The following is a 19,028-nucleotide window of genomic DNA, read 5'->3' as shown; positions in this document are numbered from 1 at the left end:
AGCGGAAGGCGCAGGGAGCAGAGAGCAGGGAGCAGGGAGCAGGGCGCAGACTACTCCTCGGCGGGAGTTGAGCTCACGAGCGCTTCGGCCACCAGCTGCCTGATGTAGTCGTAGTCGGGGTTTCCCACATCAATCGTGGGAGGCGATAGCTCGAGCGTTGCGATCGGGAAGTCCCGCGCGCTACTCGCGAGGCCGGTAAAGAGACCGAGCATCACCGACGGAATGTCGGTCGTGACGACCTGCTTGCCGGCATCCGCCACGCTGCGGAACTTCGTCAGAATGTTGGTGGGTTCGAATTGGCGCAAGATTGCTTCTTGCACCTCTCGTTGCCGAAGCATGCGGTCGTAGTCGTTCGACCCGTGACGGGCTCGCGCGTACCAGAGCGCTTCCCAGCCGCCGAGACGCTGTTCGCCTACCTCAACCCAGCCATCCACGTTTATCGGCTGCCCGAACTCGTCTTCGTCGCCGCCGATCGGTTGCCGCTCAGTGACGTTGATGACTACTCCGCCGAGGGCATCGATCAGATCGTCGAAGCCCTTCATGTCGATGAGCACGTAGTACTGAAGGTCAAGCCCCGTGACCCCGGCAACAGCATCGCGCATCGCTTCGACGCCGGCGGAACTCGCGTTGGCCTCAGCATCGGGATAGAGATCGGGGTTCTCTTCGCCGTACGTGTAGAGATAGCTGATCAAGCACTCATCTCCACAGTCGTATCCCGTGGGGAAGTCATTGTAGAGAGGTGAGCCCTCAACGAAGGGAATCGATTCGAGGTTGCGCGGGATGCCGATGAGCGTTGTCTCGCCGGTTTCAGCATCGACGCTCGCAACGGAAATGCTGTCGGGTCGCAAGCCAACTCGGTCAGGTCCGGCGTCTCCACCCAGCAACAGGATGTTGTAGCGACCGTCGCTCGGTTCTTGGTAATCCGCGCTGCTGAATACCTCGGAAATGGTCGAGCGCGCAGAGTCCACGATGTTGACGGCGGCAACCGCAACGCTGGAATATGCCACTAGAGCGATCAGAGCGAATGCGACGACAAACGGTCGAGAGCCAGCGCTCGCGCGCTTGATGTGCGCCAACCGCAGCGAGTCGATTGCGAGCACGATCCACAGCAGGACATACGCAACCAGCACGACTTCGACGACAGCGAGCACCACAGCGTTGGTGAAGGCCGACAGGAAGAGTTCACGAGCGCCGAAAAATAGGCCAATGGCTATCGCGACCAGCAGCCAGAAGAGAGCCGTCACCACCACGGCGAAACGGCCAAGTCGGCGGCTGCCCGCCAAAATTTGGGCCGACCCCGGCACGAAGATGTTGAGCACGACCAACCACCATGCCCGACGGGTCATGACGGGCGTCGACGAGACGTCGGGAGCCCGCAACGAGCTAGAAGTACTCACAGCAGTCGCTGTAACGCGGTATTTTTCTCAGCAACCATTGCTTCGAGCCCGCTGGCGTAGGCCTGCAGTTTGTCGGCAACGGCGGCATCCGTCGAGCCGATGATGCGAAGCGCCAGTAGTCCTGCGTTCGTGGCTCCGCCGATGGAGACCGTGGCAACCGGGATACCGGCAGGCATTTGAACGATCGATAAGAGCGAGTCAAGACCGTCAAGTTTCGCGAGAGGGACCGGAACGCCCACAACGGGAAGAGTGGTGACGGATGCGACCATGCCCGGAAGGTGCGCGGCACCGCCGGCTCCCGCAATGATCACGTTGACGCCGCGGGATGCTGCTTGCCGGCCGAACTCGATCATGCGATCGGGCGTGCGATGAGCCGAAACGACCTCGACCTCACAGGCCACATCGAACTCAGCGAGGATCTCTGCTGCGCCCTTCATTACGGACCAATCGGAATCAGATCCCATGACAATCGAGACGAGCGGTGAAGACATAAGAGGATCCTATCTGCCGGTTTTGGATGCGCTGTTCTCAACACACGGCGGGCAACCGCCGCCGTGAGACTAGTCGAACTGCGCTGCGGCCGCGCGGGCGTTGGCGCGAACGTCGTCGAGAGTGGATCCAGACGCCGTCACGTGCCCCACTTTGCGGCCGGGCCGTGATTGCTTCGAATAGTCGTGAATCTTGGTCCCCGGCGACGCGAGCGTAGCGGCACCGATACGCTCGTGGAGTTCTTGGCCGACTGGTCCGCCCAAAATATTCACCATGACCGACCACGGCTCGCGCGAATCAGTCGCGCCGAGGGGTAAGTCAAGAACCGCACGAAGGTGCTGCTCGAACTGGCTGGTTTGGCATCCGTCGATACTCCAGTGACCCGTGTTGTGCGGACGCATCGCCAGCTCGTTGATCACGATTCGGCCATCCGTCGTTTCAAAGAGCTCGACCGCGAGCACGCCCGTAACGTCGAGCCCTTCGGCGATTGTGCGAGCAATCGCGGCTGCCTCGTCTGCGAGCTCGGCGCTGACGCCGGGAGCCGGCGCCGTCACTTCCGCACAGACGCTATCGCGCTGAATGCTCTCGACCACCGGCCACAACGCAACGTCTCCTGAAGGATTGCGCGCAACGGACTGTGCCAATTCTCGGCTGAAATCGACCAGCTCTTCGATCAAGAGTTCACCAGCGGCAAGCCAGTCTGCGGCGTCCGCTGCGGCACGAACGATCTTGACGCCTTTACCGTCGTAACCCCCGCGCGGCGTCTTGAGAACGCCAACCCCATTGTGGGCGTCAAGGAAGCTAGCGACGTCGGCGACAGTCGTGACCTTTGCCCACGCCGGCATCGGCAACCCGAGCTGCTCGAGTCGTTGGCGCATCTGCAGCTTGTCTTGCGCAAAAAGCAGCGCGTGCGGGCCGGGATGCACCGCGATTCCCTCCGCGACCATCGCCTTCAAGACTTCTTGCGGTACGTGCTCGTGGTCGAAAGTAACGACGTCTACCTCGCGAGCAAATGCCAGCACTTCATCGACTGAGTGATAGTCGCCAACCGCCGTTGCGGCGAGAGCGGCCGGAGAGCCCTCGGCCTCTGCCAACACGCGGATGTCGATCCCCAAGTTGATAGCGGGCGGGATCATCATGCGGGCGAGCTGGCCACCACCGATTACTCCGACTTTTACTGACATGAACTCTCCAGAGGTAGCCCTGACTGATTATCAGGATCGTGCAAGACTTCGCAGCTACAATTTCACCGCTCCCTCTATCTTTGCTTATCTATCGGGCGGATTCGTGCGTTCACTCATCACTCAGCTCAGCCGCTTCGGACTCGTCGGTGCCGTGGGAGTAGTCATTGACGTCACGATCTTCAACATCTTGCGCACAACCGTGCTCGCCCCCGAGCTGCTGCATGAAGGGCCAATCCTCGCGAAAATCGCCTCCACGGCGGTCGCGATCGTGGCCAACTGGCTCGGCAACCGCTACTGGACATTTCGTCGAACGACACTTCAGCATCCGGTTCAGGAAGGGTTCAAGTTCGCCCTCGTGAGCCTTGGGGGCATCGCCATCGGGCTCAGCTGCCTCGTGGTCTCCCACTACGTTTTGGGCTACACCTCATTGCTGGCAGACAACATCTCCAGCAACGTGATCGGCCTTGCGCTCGGCACCATTTTTCGCTTCTGGGGCTATCGCACGTGGGTGTTCGCCGAACGCGCCGAGACTCCTCAGAACGTCGAAAACGAAGACTCTTTCGAAAGCGCGGATGCTTTAGGGGCGCCCCAACGCCCGGTAGCCCCAGCCGGCTTCGCGCCACTTCACCGGGTCCAGGCAGTTTCGACCGTCGAGGATCGCGCGCACCGCGACGACTGACGCAAGCGCCGCGGGATCGAGCTGGCGATACTCACGCCACTCGGTCAGCACCAAGACGACATCCGCGTCCTGAGCAGCCTCGAGCGCGGTTTCAACATAGTCAAGACCGGGCCGGATGCGGCGCGATGTTTCAATCGCTTGAGGATCCGTTGCCCGCACTCGGCCGCCGAGCTCGGCCAGCCGCGCCGCAACGTCGAGGGCCGGCGAGTCACGAACGTCGTCAGAATCAGGTTTGAACGCCAGGCCAAGAACGGCGATGCGCGCCCCCTCGATCGTGCCGCCCAGTACTTCGCGACACAGATCGACCATGCGCTCGCGACGGCGAAGGTTGATCGCGTCTACCTCTCCCAAGAAGTTGAGCGCGTCACCGGCACCCAGCTCGGAGGCGCGGGCCATGAATCCGCGGATGTCTTTCGGGAGGCATCCACCACCGAAACCGAGACCGGCATTCAAGAAACGGCGACCGATGCGCTGGTCGTAACCAATGGCATCCGCCAGCTGGGTGACGTCGGCACCGGTGACTTCAGCGACCTCGGCCATCGCATTGATGAACGAAATCTTGGTCGCCAAGAACGCGTTAGCCGCAACCTTGACGAGCTCGGCGGTCGCGAAGTCGGTGACGAGACGCGGGATGTCCTGGGCCAGCACCGAGGCATAAACCTCGTCGAGCATCGCCACCGAGTGCTCATCGCCCGCGCGGACGCCGTACACGAGACGGTCAGGGCTGATGGTGTCTTTTACGGCGTAACCTTCACGCAAGAATTCGGGATTCCAGGCCAGATGGGCTCCCACGGCTTCGATCTGAGCGGCTAAGCGCTCAGCCGTGCCGACGGGAACAGTCGACTTACCGACCACGACGTCGCCGGGGGCCAGATGGGGAATTATCGCGTCGAAGGCAGCATCGACGAAACGCAGATCGGCTGCGTTGGAGCCTTCTTGTTGCGGTGTGCCGACAGCGATGAAATGCACGGTGGCATCGTGGGCGCGGGCGAGATCAGTAGTGAACTCGAGCGTTCCGGCAGCCAAGGTTTCCTCGAGCAGTTCTGGCAATCCCGGCTCGTAGAACGGAGCGTGAGCTGAGGCTAATAAGTCGACTTTCGCCTGATCGACATCGATGCCCACCACATCATGCCCAAGCTTCGCCAGTGACGATGCGTGGACGGCACCCAAGTATCCGCAACCAATAACTGAAATCTTCACGCTGCGCACCATACCTGATGAGGGTTGCCAACAGGCATCTATCCCCAAGCGCGGCGATACCGTCCTAGAAAGCGGCGTGCGCCTTTAGCGCGTTCCCCAGACCGTGGTCTCGTCTGGCGGATGCTCTTCTTCGCGTTGGCGACGCATCGACACCACGTTCTGGTTGTTCTCCATGAGGTCATGCAGAGCAGCCTGCGTGAGTGCAACAGAAGGTATATCGCGCAGCACGACCGGGTACTCGTGACCGGCGTTGATTAACAGGTCACCGCTACCGAACATCCGCTGAATCCATGTTTGGCGAACCGTGACGTCGTAACCTCGGCTGTGAAGAAGCTCTTGACGCACCCGCACGAAGACGCCGCTGGAGAGCACAACGCGGCGGGTGGTGATCGTGTAGTTTCTCGCCAGCCAGCTGAAGAATGGCAAAAACCAGGCGACGACGATCAGCAGCAGGCCCACCGCGAGTAGGGCGAGATTCTGCCAGTTTTCGGGAAAGCTGCCGAAGAAGTAACCAAGCGCAGCCGCAGTCACGATGAGAACAATGCCAGGAAGGATTAGCACCCGGGCATGGGAGCGCACACGAGCAACGATGGCTTCGCGTTGAACGCTCATCTCATGGGGCATAGATCATTCATACCGCAGGTGAGTGACGTCGCCCGCCGCGACGTGCTGCAACGAGCCGTTCGCATCATCCCGGACGACGAGCTGGCCTTGGTCATCCACCGTCTCAGCCGTGCCGAAAATACGCTTACCTCCCGGCAATTCGACCCGAACACGCCGGCCAATGGTGCCGCACTCGGCCCGCACAGCATCCGCGATACCGCTGCGCACAGCATCGAGACCGCCAGCGACGAATTGGTCTACGAGAGCGACGAGTTCGGTCAGATAACGGCTGAGCGCATCGTCAAACTCGGGCTGCACTCCCTCGAGCAGCAGCGATGTCGACACGGATGTCGGCAGTTCGTCACGTTCAATCGTGAGGTTCAAGCCCGCCCCGACGATCACTCCGGTGCCGCCCGCCACGAGTTCCGAGAGCAGCCCCGACACCTTGAGGCCCTCGATCTGAACGTCGTTGGGCCATTTGAGAGTGACCGCGCGATCGCTCACCAGAGCGCGCACTGCACGGGCCATCGCTAGACCGCCGATCAGCGGCATCCACGACAGTGCTTCGACGGACGCGTGGGGCGGAGCGACCAGCACAGACACCGCAAAGGTTTTACCCGCAGGCGCTACCCACTCCCGCCCGAGCCGGCCGCGCCCCGCCGTTTGATTGGCGGTAACAAGCGCAGCCAAGTGGCGAGTCTCGCCCCGGGCCGCACGCGCAAGCAGCTCTTGGTTCGTCGAGCCGACTTCATCGATCTGCTCGAGAAGGGGAACAACGGCGGTACTGAGTGGCAGGTCCATCGCTTTAGCGTAGGGCTCTTCGACCCCGCGCCCGCGATGCTTTTAGTGTTTCCTCAATGAATCGGCCCGCAAACTTGTGGGTTCCGCCAACCACACAAGCACCGGATGGGTGGGTAAAGTGACACAGTGACCGAAGACAACTCGACTCCAGACATGTTCACGACCGCCGGCAGGATCGCCGATCTCAAGAACCGCTATCACGAAGCCGTGACCGCCAGCGGCGACGCGGCCATCGAAAAGCAGCACGCTAAGGGCAAGATGACGGCCCGCGAGCGCATCGAGCAGTTGCTCGACCACGGCTCGTTTGTAGAGCTCGACGAGTTCGTTCGTCACCGCACGCACGCGTTCGGGATGGAAAAGAAGCGCCCGTATGGCGACGCTGTGGTCACCGGTGTTGGCACCATCCACGGTCGCCAGGTCGCCGTGTATGCCCAAGACTTCACCATCTTCGGTGGCTCGCTCGGTGAGGTTGCCGGCGAAAAGATCATCAAGGTCATGGACCACGCCATGAAGACCGGCGTTCCCATCATCGGAATGCTCGACTCCGGCGGCGCTCGCATTCAGGAGGGCGTTGTCGCTCTCGGCAAGTACGGCGAGATTTTCCGTCGCAACACTCAGGCATCGGGTGTCATCCCGCAAATTTCCATCATCATGGGCCCGGCTGCCGGTGGCGCCGTCTACTCCCCCGCGCTCACCGATTTTGTGATCATGGTCGACAAGACCAGCCAAATGTTCGTGACCGGCCCCGATGTCATCAAGACCGTCACCGGTGAAGACGTCGGCATGGAAGAGCTCGGCGGCGCGCTCACCCACAACAAGGTGTCGGGTGTTGCCCACTACCTCGCTAGTGATGAAGCGGATGCTCTCGACTACGCGCGCACCCTCGTGGGCTTCCTGCCCGACAACAACATGTCGGATGCTCCCATCTACGAGAGCGAAGTTGAGTTGGAGATTACGGATGAGGATCGCAAGCTCAACGCGATCATTCCCGACAGCCCTAACCAGCCCTACGACGTGAAGACGATCATCGAGCACATCGTCGACAACGGCGACTTTCTCGAGACGCAGCCGCTGTTTGCTCCCAACATCGTGGTCGGTTTCGGTCGCGTTGAAGGCCGCTCGGTCGGCATCGTTGCCAACCAACCGCAGGCCATGGCCGGAACCCTCAACATCGAGGCCGGGGAAAAGGCTTCACGTTTCGTTCGTTTCTGTGATGCCTTCAGCATCCCGATCCTGACCCTGGTGGATGTTCCCGGTTACCTTCCCGGCACCGACCAGGAGTGGACCGGCGTTATTCGTCGTGGCGCCAAGCTGCTCTACGCGTACGCCGAAGCGACCGTGCCGCTCGTCACCGTCATCACTCGTAAGGCCTACGGCGGGGCGTACATCGTTATGGGCTCCAAGCAATTGGGCGCTGACCTCAACTACGCGTGGCCGACCGCTGAGATCGCCGTCATGGGCGGCCAGGGCGCCGTCAACATCCTGTACCGCGGTGAAATCAAAGCTGCAGAGGCCGCTGGTGAGGATGTCGCTGCCGTGCGCACGCGCCTCGCTAACGAGTACACCTACAACGTTGCTAGCCCGTTCCTCGCGGCTGAGCGCGGCGAGCTCGATGGCGTTATCGAGCCTGCCGCCACTCGCGTGCAGGTCGTCAAGGCACTGCGTGCGCTTCGCACGAAGCGTGCAAGCGTGCCGCCCAAGAAGCACGGAAACATTCCACTGTGACCGGCAAAAATGCTCAGGATGAGCCGGCCGACATCCGCATCGTCTCTCGCAATGTCACGCCCGAAGAAGCAGCAGCGGTTACCGCTGTTGTTCGTGCTGCCCTTCTGGAGTCAGCAGAGCTTGCCGGAGCGGATGATGTGGCTCCCGTGTCGGCGTGGGCGCGCAGTCAGCGCCCCATTCGTGAGCCGCTTCATCCGGGCCCCGGGGCATGGAACGCGAGCGCTCGGCGCTAGCACAAGGGTGCTCGAGGCTCGATGACGGTGGTTTTCCTAGGTGTTTCGCCTAAAACCTGTGGTTTCGAAGTCGTACCCCATTCGCGGGGTACGGATTTCGTTGCAAAGCGGGCAATTCAGGTCAATTCACACCTTGAATGCGTAAATTGTCCCCCGAGAGTCCCCCTAAAAACCGACTTTGTTAGTTGTTTGAGTGGTGCAGAATATTAACTGCTAGGTGAATCTCCATAGGAGTTACACCGCCAAAGATTGGCCGACTAGGGTAAGCGGGCCAATTCTTTGGGGGCGGATCAGGACGATATTCGGGTTATCGTCCTGATCCGGGTTCTAGCGAAGGGTCGGAGAAGTGCTTCTTATAGCCACTCCGGCCCTTCCGCCGTTAACGGCGCAGTTCGCGGCAGGCAGCCGGGGCACACTGCCGCCGCCGTTGCGGCCAGCGGGCCGCGTAACGCCGCGAGGGCTGCTTTCAGGCCCCGCGGTGCACCACAGCGGGATTGCGGGCGCATAAAAGCCGAGAGGCCCTTACAAGCATGCCTAGGGCTTGAGAGACACCTAGGCGCTGACGGTATCGACGCGCGGAATCTCCAGCCAGATGTCAACGACGTCTTCTTCGAGAGAGTCTTGGCCTAGCGCGCTTGATTCACCATCGCCGGCGCTGTGCAGTCCCACGACGGTGATCGCGACATCCGAGCCCTCGGGTACTGTGCGTGCAATCACCTTGTCGGCACTCGTCGATTGAATCGCCTGAGCGAGTCGATTGAGCACTCGATCGAGATCGTCGTCAGAGAGATCGTCGATACCACCCTCGTCAAGCAACGTAACGGTCGCACCACGACGTCGCGCAATCATGACTTGGTCTCGCACAGCGTTGTTGAGCAGCTTGCGACCGCGAATCTCATCACGAATCGCACCCTCAAGATTCAGACACTCGCGTCGCTCTGCATCCGAGAGATCGCCATCCGTCTCTCGAATTCGTTCCAGCATCTCCAGAGCCATGGTTCCGGTTTGCTCCAACCTAAACTGACGCTCGTGTACGTGAGCATCCTGCGCCGCTTGCCAGTCCGTCGCTTCCTGCTCCGCCAAGATGAACCGCTGCGCGTCTTTGGATGCCTTAGCTAAGCCGCTACTGAGCACGTGCGACACCGCTACCCAGGATGCGCTGCCGACGATTCCGAGGCTGAATAATCCTGCCGGGCCCACTGGCCCCAGGCTGAACGTATGCGCGACGAGGAACCCGATCCCCAGCCACGCAAAAGTATGACGACCCCGGGTCGAGGTGATGGTGAGGAGCGTTCCGCTGGCCGCGACGTACCACGTCGCGTAGCCCGTGCCACCCTCGCGGGTGAAATCGAGTTCGTTTGCAACCAACAGCGAGATGGCCACCACGGTGGCGAAGTTGAACGTCGCCATCCACACGGGCATGCGCAGGGGGCCCCAAGGGAGCAAGCTCACGATGGTGGCGACGCCATAGAGAACCATGGCGATATAGATCGGTCCGGGGCGATTCGGGATATCGATCGTGTAGTTGGCCAACACGATGTGGTACGCCGAGAAGAGCGCGGCCAAGCCGACGATCAGATAGCGGGGAACTCCGATGTTCACAGCGTTCCTTCCGGCTCAGTCGGTGCGGCTGTCGGTGCGGGCTCAGCTGCCGTTGCTGCGGCAGCTTCAGTCTTGGTTCGCATCGAGACCTCGTCGCTGAGATTGCCATGAGGCCACTGAATACACACCCGCGTTCCCTCTCCGGGGATCGAGGCGATAGCGGTGCGCCCACCGGCGTTTGCCACGCGCTCCACTATCGACACGCGCACGCCAAGTCGCTCGTGAGGTACTCGATCGAGGTCGAAGCCGGCACCGGTGTCTGTAATGACCACTTCTATGCCATTTCCCTCGAGTCCGCGTACTTCACAGCTGCGCAGTACATCGGAGCCGCCCGCATGCTGGAGGCTGTTCATCATCGCCTGGACGGCCGCGGAATGAACGGCTTCAGCGGCGGCAGCCGGCAGCGACCGCGCACCGACGCTCCGAACGGCACACGTGAAGTTTGAGGCAAGCAACTCAGCCGACGTAATTACACGGTGAGCGAGGTCGGTGGCCTGAACAGTAGAGATGTCATCGGGCGAGGTCGCCGCAGCTTCACGCAAGTGACCAATTGCGTTTCCTGCCATGACCGCGGCAAGTCGTTGGGCATCCGGCGAATAGGCGCGGGCGGCCGAAATGAAGGTGGTCAGCACGCTGTCGTGCACGATCGAGTCGACCTGAACTCGCTCGACCTCGGTGGCATGTTGACGTACCGCATTGCCGTAACGCCGCAGTGCCGTTGCTTGAGCGTTGTCGACGTTGGTCGCTGCTTGTCGAAGCATCGTGACGATGATCATGATGGCACTGCCCAAAATGAGCGCGTAGACAGCCTCGAGCACGGCGAGTTGCCACGGCGCACTGCCGCCAACCGGCAAGATGCGCACGATCAGGTACACCAGTGGCGCGGCAAATAAATAGACGGTCGCCACGATGCGGCTGAAGGCGATCGCTGCCATCGCCGTCGCAACCGTGAGGAGATAGTTCAGCCAATGAATCCCGCTGAATACTTCAGCACCGGGGAGCACCGTAAACGGCCAGCTGATCAGCGCCAAGAAATAGACCACGGCGAACGTTCCGTGCATCGCTCGCACGGCGCGGTTGGCGAATGACGCGACGACGACAACGATGAGAAGCCCAAAGAGGGCAGGGACAACGCTCAGCAACCACCATGGCTGAGCCTCGGCCGTTTGACCCAGCAGCCACGGCACGGTTTGTGCGCCGAAAACGACGCCGATCACCGCGACCGAGCGCGAGATTACCCGTTCAACCTGCTTCCGGCTGATCGGATTTCGCGGCTGCTTCGCCGTGGGCGCCGGTCGCGCCGTCGCGAGGCTAGCGGCCATCGCCGCCTTCAGAGTCCAAGCCGGGCAAAATACCGTCTTCGACGGCACGACGGAGGAGGTCCACCTTGGTCGGCGCCGGACGCCCAACCTCGACGTACTTCACGCGAATTCGGTCGAGGTACTCGCGAGCGGTGGAATACCCAATACCCAACTGCTGCGCCGCCAGTTTGAGAGGCAGGCCCGAAGCGTAGAGGTGAAGAATTTCGCGTTCGCGGCGCCCGAGCTGTGCTTTGGAGAAGTCGCGGTCGGCGTCAATCGCGGTCGCCCACTCAAGGTTATTCAGCACCTCGCCGCGCGCCACCGTTGCCGCAGCAGCCAGAACGGTCTTGGTGGCAGACGACTTCGGAATAACCCCAGCGGCTCCGGCGGCGAGCGCTTCACGCACGCTAGCGACGCGGTCAGCAATGCTGTGCACGAGAACCGCGGACCCCGTAGCTTGCACGTTTTTAACGTTGTCGGTGACGGTCGAGCCGTCGCCGAGCGACAGGTCGAGAACAACAACGTCAACTTCGCGTCCGGCCAGACCTTCGACCAGCTCTTTCACGGTCGCCGCGGCGAGAACGAAGTCATAGCCAGCGTCAATGAACGCCGCTTTGAGTCCCAAGCGCACTGATTCATGATCATCTACTACCGCAACGGCAATATTCTGATTGGCGCTCTGATCGGGCGTCTCTGTCCCGGCTGATTCTGTCTGGGCCATGGGGCGTCCTCCTGAGTTTCTGTGCCCTATCGTAGCGGCGATAGAGCGCGATCATGCTGCTTTAGTTCACTCAACACGGCTACTTAGCGACGTGTGAACGTTCCCACAGCTTCAACGTGGTGGGTGTGGGGGAAGAGATCGAAAGCGCGAACGCTCGAGAGCTCGTAGCCGCGCTCCGCGAAGAAGGCGACATCCCGCGCGAACGCCACCGGGTCACAGGCAACGTAAACGACCTGGGCTGGCTGAGCGCGAGCCACCAGGTCCACCACTTCACGACCAGCACCTGAACGCGGCGGGTCGAGAATGATGGTGGCCTTCTCAAGGCGCGTGCGTTCAGCGGCCGTCGCTTCCTTCAGGTGCTGGCGAAGCCAGTGGTCGACGCGACCCGTTTCGGCGCGAGCACCCAACCATTCCGAGAGGTTGCGCGCGGCATGGTCGGTGGCAGCCGACTCCGCTTCCACCGAGGTGATCTTGGTCGCGGGGCCGAACTTGTCGCCCACGGCCGCGGCGAAGAGGCCAACGCCACCATAGAGATCCAAGTTGGATGCCGCAGGGTCAAATAGTTCGGGGTCAATAGCGTCTTGCACCGCCGAGGTCAGCACCTGAGCAGCACCATGATGAACCTGCCAGAACCCGGAATCGAGCAGCGTGAATTCGCGCTCCCCCACGGTTTCGGTGATGACCTGAGGCTTCTGCTTGCCCATGATGAGGCGAACTCCGCCGCTGCTGGGATTGAGCACGTCAACGCGATCGAAGCCAGAAAAGTTCTGATCGAGCGGTGCGCCATCCGAAAGCTCGGCAGTGGCGAGCGGCAGATCGGCGACCGAGATAACGCGGTGAGAGCGAGCCGCGAACGGACCAACGTTTCCGTGTTCGTCAACGTGCAGGCTGACGCGTGTGCGCCATCCGAGTCCCTGGCGTTCGTCGTCGCCGGGAACCGCCTCAACGACCGGCGCGAGCGTGACCTTGGCCATACGCTCAAGCGACTCGCTGAGGATCTGAGCCTTGAGCTCGCGTTGGTGGCTGAGCTCAATGTGGCCGAACTCGGCTCCGCCGGCACGGTTGTCGGGATCGCGATCAACGCTCGCCGCCGACCAGACGTGCTCTTGGCGGTGCTCACTCGGCGTGACAACCTTTACGGTCTCCGCACGCCAGAACGACTTCTTTTTGTCGTCGGTAATGCGCGCGAGCACCCGCTCTCCCGGGATCGCGTCGGAGACGAACACGACACGGCCGTCGTACCGCGCCACACTGACACCCCCGTGCGCAATGTTGGTAACGTCTACTTCGATCATTTTGCCCAGCAATTCACCCATCCCTTGAGCATAGGAGCCTTTGTGCGCCTTTATCTTGCTTCCACCTCTCCCGCGCGGCTCGCAACCCTGCGCGCAGCGGGCGTCGACCCCGTACTTTTGGCCTCGGGCGTTGACGAAGACGCTGTGGCCGCTGCAGCTCCCGGACCCCTCGATGGCCCCGCGCTTGTTGAGTTGTTGGCGCGCGCCAAAGCCGAAGCAGTTGTCGGCGCGCTGGTGAACGGCGCCCCCATCGATGGCTTCATTCTGGGGGGAGATTCCGCTTTCGAATTGGATGGCGAATTATTTGGAAAGCCGCATGAACCAGAAATCGCGCGGCAACGGTGGCACGCGCAGCGCGGCCGCACCGGCGTCTTGCACTCGGGTCACTGGCTGATCGATCACCGTGGGGGCCAAATTCGTGGCGCGACCGGTGCCGTTTCGAGCGCCAGCGTGAGCTTTGCCTCCAACATGTCGGATGCTGAAATCGATGCTTACGTCGCTACCGGAGAGCCGCTGAAGGTTGCGGGCTCGTTTACGATCGACAGCCTCGGCGCCGCTTTCATCGAACGCATTGAAGGCGATCCGCATGCTGTGGTGGGGCTCTCGGTCTCGTTGGTACGCCAACTCATGCGCGAGTTCGATGCCGAGTGGACCGATCTCTGGAACATCGATCGCCCGACTCTGTAGGCATCCACAGTGCTTGTCTCAGATTTTTGTGCGCTTCCGCCCAAGGCTTCGGCCCTCCTCCCCATAAGCTAGGTCACTATGGCTCGTATTACGAAGGTACTCATCGCCAACCGCGGAGAGATCGCCGTTCGCGTTATCCGCGCGGCTAAAGACAGTGGCATCGGTTCAGTGGCGGTCTACGCCGACCAGGATCGGGATGCTCGGCACGTGAAGCTCGCTGACGAGGCGTACGCGCTCGAGGGCTCCACGAGCGCAGAGACGTATCTCGTGATCGACAAGATTCTCTCGATCGCCCGCCGCTCTGGCGCCGACGCAATCCACCCGGGCTATGGCTTCCTCGCCGAGAACGCTGAGTTCGCTCGCGCCGTGATCGAGGCAGGCATCATCTGGATCGGCCCGTCCCCCGAAGCCATCGAGAAGCTGGGCGACAAGGTTTCGGCCCGCCACATCGCTGAGAAGGTGGGCGCTCCACTCGCCCCCGGAACTCTCAACCCCGTCTCGGGTGCAGACGAGGTTCTTGACTTCGTTGACATCCACGGTCTTCCCGTTGCCATCAAGGCTGCATTCGGCGGCGGCGGTCGCGGCCTCAAGGTCGCTCGCACTCGCGAAGAAATTCCCGAGCTGTTCGACTCCGCTACTCGCGAGGCTGTTGCCGCGTTCGGTCGCGGCGAGTGCTTCGTAGAGAAGTACCTCGACCAGCCCCGCCACGTCGAGACCCAGTGTCTTGCGGATGCTCACGGCAATGTTGTCGTGATCTCCACCCGCGACTGCTCGCTGCAGCGTCGCCACCAGAAACTTGTCGAAGAAGCTCCAGCCCCGTTCCTCTCGGATGAGCAGAACAAGGCCCTGTACGAGTCTTCCAAGGCCATCCTGCGCGAAGTGGGCTACCTCGGTGCCGGCACGTGTGAGTTCCTCGTTGCCAAGGACGGCACGATCTCATTCCTCGAAGTGAACACTCGTCTTCAGGTCGAACACCCTGTCTCCGAAGAAGTGACAGGCATCGACCTCGTGCGCGAACAGTTCCGCATCGCTGAGGGTGGAGTTCTCGACTACGACGACCCCATCCCGCGCGGTCATTCGTTCGAGTTCCGCATCAACGGCGAAGACGCTGGCCTCAACTTCATGCCCTCCCCCGGTCCGGTTCACGTTCTGCGCGTGCCCGGCGGCCCCGGCATCCGTGTTGATAGCGGTGTCACGACAGGCGACGAGATCAGTGGAGCCTTCGACTCGCTGCTCGCCAAGCTCATTGTTACCGGTTCCAGCCGTGAGGATGCTCTCGAGCGTTCGCGCCGCGCCCTCGACGAGTTCGAGGTTGCTGGCCTCCCCACGGTGCTGCCGTTCCACCGCAAGATCGTTCGCGACCCTGCCTTCACGAGCGAACCGTTCAGCATTTACACGCGCTGGATCGAGACCGATTTCGAGAACGACATTGAGCCTTGGACCGGATCCCTTGCCGACGAGACTCCGGTCGTCGCACGCCACAACGTGGTCGTCGAGGTCAACGGCAAGCGCGTCGAAGTGAACCTTCCCTCCAAGCTCGTACCGAGCACGTCGACCGGCGCAACGCTGTCGGCCGCTCCCAAGCGTCGCGCAGCGTCCAGCGTCAACACGATCACCGGCGACTCGGTCAAGGCCCCGATGCAGGCCACGATCGTGAAGGTTGCGGTTGCCGAGGGCGACAAGGTCGTCAAGGGCGACCTGATCCTCGTGCTTGAGGCCATGAAGATGGAACAGCCGCTCGTCGCTCACAAGGACGGCATCGTCTCGACTCTGAATGCCAGCGTCGGCCAGACTGTATCCTCTGGTCACCTGCTCATGAACATCGCTGACGAGGACGCGTAACTTCCCCGCCCTCGCAGCACAAGAAAGGCCGCCCATTCCGTCTCACGACGGGCTGGGCGGCCTTCTCATTTGGTGAAGTTGTGCAGTTGGTGCAGTTCGTGCAGTTGTACAGGCTGTGGACCCTAGGAGATTTGAACTCCTGACCTCCTCGATGCGAACGAGGCGCGCTACCAACTGCGCCAAGGGCCCGTACTGCTCAAGCAACAATATCACTCAGCACTTGCCCGCGAAGACGGATGCTGGGCATCCGTGACTGAGAGTTGCCGCGCTACGGCAGAAGTCCGAACTTGCGCGCCGTCGAAACCGCGGTGAATCTCGATGAGGCGTCGAGCTTTTTCATCGCGCTGCCCAGGTATCCCTTGACCGTTTGTTCAGTGAGCGACAGCAGTGCAGCAGTGCGCGAGTTACTGTACCCGAGCGCGACGCACGACAGCACATCCGTCTCCCGGGGCGAAAGCTTCAGGCTACGTTCGCGCGACAACACTTCGGCGTCGCCAACGCTGAGCGCGTCTGTGAGCCCGCGGCCGATGTCGTGCAGCTTCTTTCTGACGTCGCGATCCGTCACCGTCGCCGCCAACTGGCGAAGCTGCGCAAACTGTTCTCGAAGATACTCCTCTGCAACGGGAGACAGTCCCCTGCTCGGATGTGACCTCTGCGCCACCATCCGACGCGTCACTTCGTCACGAATAGCCAGCTCATTGCCCAGTGCAGCAGCGATCGCTACGGCTGGTCGAGCTGCCGCCGTGTCCGGCTCGACGAGAGAGTGCGATCCGGCGTAAATCAGCCCGCGGAGCCTTCCCCCCGCAATGATCGGAATCGCCAGGAGGGAGACAACGCCTTCGCCTAAGACAGCCCCATCGTAATCATGAGTGATGTCGGGCGAATGCTCGTAGTCCCGCGTAAAACGTGGACTGCGCTGAGCCATGGCGAGCCCGCCAAGGCCGCGCTCTTTTCTCACTTTGAGGCCATCTAATTTGCCGGTTCGAGCACCACTGAACGCATTCACGGTGAGCTCGATGCCGGAGGTGAGACCGCCGAACGACAGGCTGAAGCCCGTGCTCGAGGCAATCTCTCGAGTGGCCTGCTGGATCAAATCAAAGTCACTTGGTTCAGATATCTGCGTCATTGCTGATTCCCAACTTTCGGGGGTATTACGTGCTGTACGCCCCTCCGTAATCTGAGGCTAGCACGGGATTCCCCAGCCCCCGCCGGGAATCCACAGCACACATTTCAAAGGAGAAATTGATGCCAGATGCCCCTTCGCTAGAGCGAGTCTCGGTTCACAGAGTGGCCGCCCGCCTGCGACACCAATCCGATTCGTACGCCGAAATCTACGAGCACTCCACTCGTGCTCCCGATGATTTCTGGCTCCAACAAGCTGACTGTGTTGACTGGATTACTCCACCAACCCTGTCTTCCCCCAGCCACGCCCAGGAGCCGGGAACCGATCACGGCAGCTGGTTTGCCGACGGCACCATGAACATCAGCGTCAACGCGCTCGACCGCCACGTTGCTGCTGGCCGCGGCCATCATCCGGCGCTGATCACCGACTCAGCAATGATCGGCGAAAAGAGTGTACTCACCTACGCAGAGCTTCTTGACCGCGTCAGAAAGTTCGCCGGTGCTCTCCACGAACTCGGCGTTGGCGCGGGCGATCGCGTACTCATCTACCTGCCGATGATCTCCGAAGCCGTCGTTGCCATGCTGGCCTGCGCTCGGATCGGCGCCATTCACTCGGTCGTATTCGGGGGCTTTGCCGCCAACGAGCTTGCTGTTCGCATCAACGATGCCACTCCCTCCGTCATCGTTACCGCAACGGGAGGCCTTGAGCCTTCTCGCCAGGTGGAATACCTGCCTATCGTTCATCAGGCGATCGGGCTCAGCACCGGCAGCGTGCGCTACGTCGTTGTTAAAGATCGACCCCAGATCGATGGGGACATCGCTGAATACACCTCGGGCGCGGCCAGCGGCGGCTCTCCCGACGTCTCGTGGCTGGACTGGGATGAACTCGAGTCGAGCGCGTTACCCGCCGACGCCGTAGAAATGCGGGCGCAGGACCCGCTCTACATTCTTTACACCTCCGGAACCACCGGAAGCCCGAAGGGTGTTGTGCGCGACACCGGCGGGTACGCTGTGGCGCTGCAGTGGGCGATGACCAATATCTACGCGGTGGGGCCCGACAGCACGATCTTTACTGCATCGGATGTCGGCTGGGTCGTCGGTCATTCCTTTATCGTGTACGGCCCTCTCCTCGCGGGGGCGGCGACGGTGCTCTACGAGGGAAAGCCGATTGGCACCCCCGATGCGGGAACGTTCTGGCGCATCATCCAGGATTACGCAGTGGATGTGCTCTACACGGCTCCCACAGCGCTCCGCGCAATCCGCCGCGAAGACCCCACGCTCGACGAGCTAGAGAAGTACGACACCTCGAGTTTGCAGGCGATCTACCTGGCCGGCGAGCGTCTCGATACGGAGACGTGGCACTGGGCCAACGACGGCATCCGCGTTCCGATCGTGGACCACTGGTGGCAGACCGAAACCGGGTGGCCGATCTGCGCCAACCCGCGCGGTGTTCAGCAGCTCGAGTCGAAGGCGGGCTCGACGGGCGTGCCGATGCCCGGGTTCATCCCCCGCATCCTCGACCGCGAAGGCAATGACGTCACGAAGCCCGGTACTGAGGGAAACATTGCGATCCAGTTGCCGCTTCCTCCCGGCGCTCTGATCGGGCTCTGGGGCAGCACGGAACGGTTCGAGAACTCCTACCTCACAGAGTTCCCCGGCTACTACGCCACCGGTGACGCCGGTTACTTCGATGACGACGGCTACCTCTTCGTGATGGGGCGCACCGACGACGTCATCAATGTCGCGGGTCACCGCCTGTCGACGGGGTCGTTCGAGGAAGTGATCTCCCAACATCCGGATGTCGCTGAATGCGCCGTTCTCGGACTCCACGACGAGCTGAAGGGCCAGCGGGCCGCGGCCTTCATCACGATGAAGCACGGCAGGAATCGTGATGAGGGCGCTCTCGCTATTGAGCTTGTGGCGCTGGTTCGCGAGGTCATTGGGCCGGTCGCTGCCTTCCGGGATGTCATGGTCGTCGAGCGTCTCCCCAAGACCCGCTCGGGAAAAATCCTGCGCAAAACCATTCGTCAGATCTTCGACGGTGAGGAAGTTCGCATACCTCCCACGATTGAAGATGTCACCGTGCTCGATGCGATCTACACAGCCGCTGGTCGAATCCGCTCTCAGTAGCTCCCATCTCGTCCACC

Annotated in this window: 17 protein-coding genes and 1 tRNA gene; 6 read left to right on the top strand and 12 right to left on the bottom strand. The window is 61.6% G+C overall.

Annotated elements, in window-relative coordinates:
• Window positions 1–50 precede the first annotated feature (50 nt).
• The 3 genes from I6E58_RS05180 to I6E58_RS05170 all read right to left on the bottom strand — a co-directional run bounded on the left by I6E58_RS05180 (window position 51) and on the right by I6E58_RS05170 (window position 3,070).
• Window positions 51–1,397 (bottom strand): LCP family protein, encoded by a 1,347-nt coding sequence (locus I6E58_RS05180; RefSeq protein ID WP_307841987.1) that lies wholly within the window; start codon window positions 1,395–1,397, stop codon window positions 51–53.
• Window positions 1,394–1,888 carry a 5-(carboxyamino)imidazole ribonucleotide mutase gene (gene purE, locus I6E58_RS05175; RefSeq protein ID WP_197131101.1) on the bottom strand — a complete coding sequence of 165 codons (495 nt, stop codon included), beginning with the start codon at window positions 1,886–1,888 and terminating at the stop codon, window positions 1,394–1,396. The genes I6E58_RS05180 and purE overlap by 4 nt, the downstream gene beginning before the upstream one ends.
• Window positions 1,889–1,957: 69 nt before the next feature.
• Window positions 1,958–3,070 carry a 5-(carboxyamino)imidazole ribonucleotide synthase gene (locus I6E58_RS05170; RefSeq protein ID WP_197131100.1) on the bottom strand — a complete coding sequence of 371 codons (1,113 nt, stop codon included), beginning with the start codon at window positions 3,068–3,070 and terminating at the stop codon, window positions 1,958–1,960.
• On the opposite strand from I6E58_RS05170, the gene I6E58_RS05165 reads away from it, so the two are divergent.
• On the top strand, window positions 3,069–3,749 hold the full coding sequence (locus I6E58_RS05165) for a GtrA family protein (RefSeq protein WP_231595147.1): 681 nt from the start codon (window positions 3,069–3,071) through the stop codon (window positions 3,747–3,749). The two genes, I6E58_RS05170 and I6E58_RS05165, sit on opposite strands and share 2 nt — an antisense overlap.
• Here the strand turns inward: I6E58_RS05165 and I6E58_RS05160 are convergent.
• The 3 genes from I6E58_RS05160 to I6E58_RS05150 form a co-directional block, all read right to left on the bottom strand.
• The gene (locus I6E58_RS05160) at window positions 3,648–4,949 is read right to left on the bottom strand and encodes a UDP-glucose/GDP-mannose dehydrogenase family protein (RefSeq protein WP_197131099.1); all 1,302 of its coding nucleotides are present in this window, start codon (window positions 4,947–4,949) and stop codon (window positions 3,648–3,650) included. The two genes, I6E58_RS05165 and I6E58_RS05160, sit on opposite strands and share 102 nt — an antisense overlap.
• Window positions 4,950–5,033: 84 nt before the next feature.
• Window positions 5,034–5,573, bottom strand: a complete 540-nt coding sequence (locus tag I6E58_RS05155; protein WP_197131098.1) for a PH domain-containing protein — start codon at window positions 5,571–5,573, stop codon at window positions 5,034–5,036.
• A 3-nt stretch (window positions 5,574–5,576) separates the two neighbouring features.
• Window positions 5,577–6,353, bottom strand: coding sequence for a biotin--[acetyl-CoA-carboxylase] ligase (locus I6E58_RS05150; RefSeq protein ID WP_129071971.1), 777 nt, complete (start codon window positions 6,351–6,353; stop codon window positions 5,577–5,579).
• A 153-nt stretch (window positions 6,354–6,506) separates the two neighbouring features.
• Between I6E58_RS05150 and I6E58_RS05145 the strand changes: the two genes are divergently transcribed.
• Together I6E58_RS05145 and I6E58_RS14170 are read left to right on the top strand one after the other, a co-directional pair.
• Window positions 6,507–8,078, top strand: coding sequence for an acyl-CoA carboxylase subunit beta (locus tag I6E58_RS05145; protein ID WP_129073518.1), 1,572 nt, complete (start codon window positions 6,507–6,509; stop codon window positions 8,076–8,078).
• A complete protein-coding gene (locus I6E58_RS14170) occupies window positions 8,075–8,311 on the top strand; it encodes an acyl-CoA carboxylase subunit epsilon (protein ID WP_129071972.1) in 237 nt (78 codons plus the stop codon). Before I6E58_RS05145 ends, I6E58_RS14170 begins: the two co-directional genes overlap by 4 nt.
• 552 nt (window positions 8,312–8,863) lie before the next feature.
• Here I6E58_RS14170 and I6E58_RS05135 read toward each other — a convergent pair.
• From I6E58_RS05135 to I6E58_RS05120, 4 genes are all read right to left on the bottom strand, one after another.
• The gene (locus I6E58_RS05135; protein WP_129071973.1) at window positions 8,864–9,913 is read right to left on the bottom strand and encodes a hypothetical protein; all 1,050 of its coding nucleotides are present in this window, start codon (window positions 9,911–9,913) and stop codon (window positions 8,864–8,866) included.
• Entirely contained in the window at window positions 9,910–11,235 is a 1,326-nt protein-coding gene (locus tag I6E58_RS05130; protein ID WP_197131097.1) for a sensor histidine kinase, read from the bottom strand. Before I6E58_RS05130 ends, I6E58_RS05135 begins: the two co-directional genes overlap by 4 nt.
• A complete protein-coding gene (locus I6E58_RS05125; protein ID WP_197131096.1) occupies window positions 11,225–11,935 on the bottom strand; it encodes a response regulator in 711 nt (236 codons plus the stop codon). The genes I6E58_RS05130 and I6E58_RS05125 overlap by 11 nt, the downstream gene beginning before the upstream one ends.
• Window positions 11,936–12,018: 83 nt before the next feature.
• Window positions 12,019–13,251 (bottom strand): class I SAM-dependent RNA methyltransferase, encoded by a 1,233-nt coding sequence (locus I6E58_RS05120; protein ID WP_197131094.1) that lies wholly within the window; start codon window positions 13,249–13,251, stop codon window positions 12,019–12,021.
• A gap of 21 nt (window positions 13,252–13,272) precedes the next feature.
• Between I6E58_RS05120 and I6E58_RS05115 the strand changes: the two genes are divergently transcribed.
• Both I6E58_RS05115 and I6E58_RS05110 read left to right on the top strand, forming a co-directional pair.
• The gene (locus I6E58_RS05115) at window positions 13,273–13,917 is read left to right on the top strand and encodes a nucleoside triphosphate pyrophosphatase (RefSeq protein WP_197131092.1); all 645 of its coding nucleotides are present in this window, start codon (window positions 13,273–13,275) and stop codon (window positions 13,915–13,917) included.
• 78 nt (window positions 13,918–13,995) lie between these two features.
• Window positions 13,996–15,759: a biotin carboxylase N-terminal domain-containing protein gene (locus I6E58_RS05110; RefSeq protein WP_197131090.1), complete on the top strand. Its 1,764-nt coding sequence runs from the start codon at window positions 13,996–13,998 to the stop codon at window positions 15,757–15,759.
• Window positions 15,760–15,875: 116 nt separating this feature from the next.
• Here I6E58_RS05110 and I6E58_RS05105 read toward each other — a convergent pair.
• Window positions 15,876–15,948: transfer RNA gene (locus tag I6E58_RS05105), tRNA-Ala, on the bottom strand.
• 79 nt (window positions 15,949–16,027) lie between these two features.
• A complete protein-coding gene (locus I6E58_RS05100) occupies window positions 16,028–16,885 on the bottom strand; it encodes a LuxR C-terminal-related transcriptional regulator (RefSeq protein ID WP_197131088.1) in 858 nt (285 codons plus the stop codon).
• Between the two features lie 119 nt (window positions 16,886–17,004).
• Here I6E58_RS05100 and I6E58_RS05095 point away from each other — a divergent pair, with 119 nt between their 5' ends.
• Window positions 17,005–19,011: an AMP-binding protein gene (locus I6E58_RS05095; RefSeq protein WP_197131085.1), complete on the top strand. Its 2,007-nt coding sequence runs from the start codon at window positions 17,005–17,007 to the stop codon at window positions 19,009–19,011.
• The last annotated feature ends 17 nt before the right edge of the window (window positions 19,012–19,028 follow it).

Origin of the sequence: Salinibacterium sp. SWN1162, from assembly GCF_015864675.1 — a bacterium.
Classification (GTDB): Bacteria; Actinomycetota; Actinomycetes; order Actinomycetales; family Microbacteriaceae; genus Rhodoglobus.
Note: the sequence above shows the minus strand (reverse complement) of the source record. Positions and strands in the feature narration are given on the sequence as shown.

What these genes read in the sequence shown, in the direction of transcription:
- purE (WP_197131101.1), bottom strand. Translation starts at nt 1,888, where the DNA reads ATGTCTTCACCGCTCGTCTCGATTGTCATGGGATCTGATTCCGATTGG.
- I6E58_RS05165 (WP_231595147.1), top strand. Translation starts at nt 3,069, where the DNA reads ATGAACTCTCCAGAGGTAGCCCTGACTGATTATCAGGATCGTGCAAGA.
- I6E58_RS05170 (WP_197131100.1), bottom strand. Translation starts at nt 3,070, where the DNA reads ATGTCAGTAAAAGTCGGAGTAATCGGTGGTGGCCAGCTCGCCCGCATG.
- I6E58_RS05155 (WP_197131098.1), bottom strand. Translation starts at nt 5,573, where the DNA reads ATGCCCCATGAGATGAGCGTTCAACGCGAAGCCATCGTTGCTCGTGTG.
- I6E58_RS05150 (WP_129071971.1), bottom strand. Translation starts at nt 6,353, where the DNA reads ATGGACCTGCCACTCAGTACCGCCGTTGTTCCCCTTCTCGAGCAGATC.
- I6E58_RS05145 (WP_129073518.1), top strand. Translation starts at nt 6,507, where the DNA reads ATGTTCACGACCGCCGGCAGGATCGCCGATCTCAAGAACCGCTATCAC.
- I6E58_RS05130 (WP_197131097.1), bottom strand. Translation starts at nt 11,235, where the DNA reads ATGGCCGCTAGCCTCGCGACGGCGCGACCGGCGCCCACGGCGAAGCAG.
- I6E58_RS05125 (WP_197131096.1), bottom strand. Translation starts at nt 11,935, where the DNA reads ATGGCCCAGACAGAATCAGCCGGGACAGAGACGCCCGATCAGAGCGCC.
- I6E58_RS05120 (WP_197131094.1), bottom strand. Translation starts at nt 13,251, where the DNA reads ATGGGTGAATTGCTGGGCAAAATGATCGAAGTAGACGTTACCAACATT.
- I6E58_RS05110 (WP_197131090.1), top strand. Translation starts at nt 13,996, where the DNA reads ATGGCTCGTATTACGAAGGTACTCATCGCCAACCGCGGAGAGATCGCC.
- I6E58_RS05100 (WP_197131088.1), bottom strand. Translation starts at nt 16,885, where the DNA reads ATGACGCAGATATCTGAACCAAGTGACTTTGATTTGATCCAGCAGGCC.
- I6E58_RS05095 (WP_197131085.1), top strand. Translation starts at nt 17,005, where the DNA reads ATGCCAGATGCCCCTTCGCTAGAGCGAGTCTCGGTTCACAGAGTGGCC.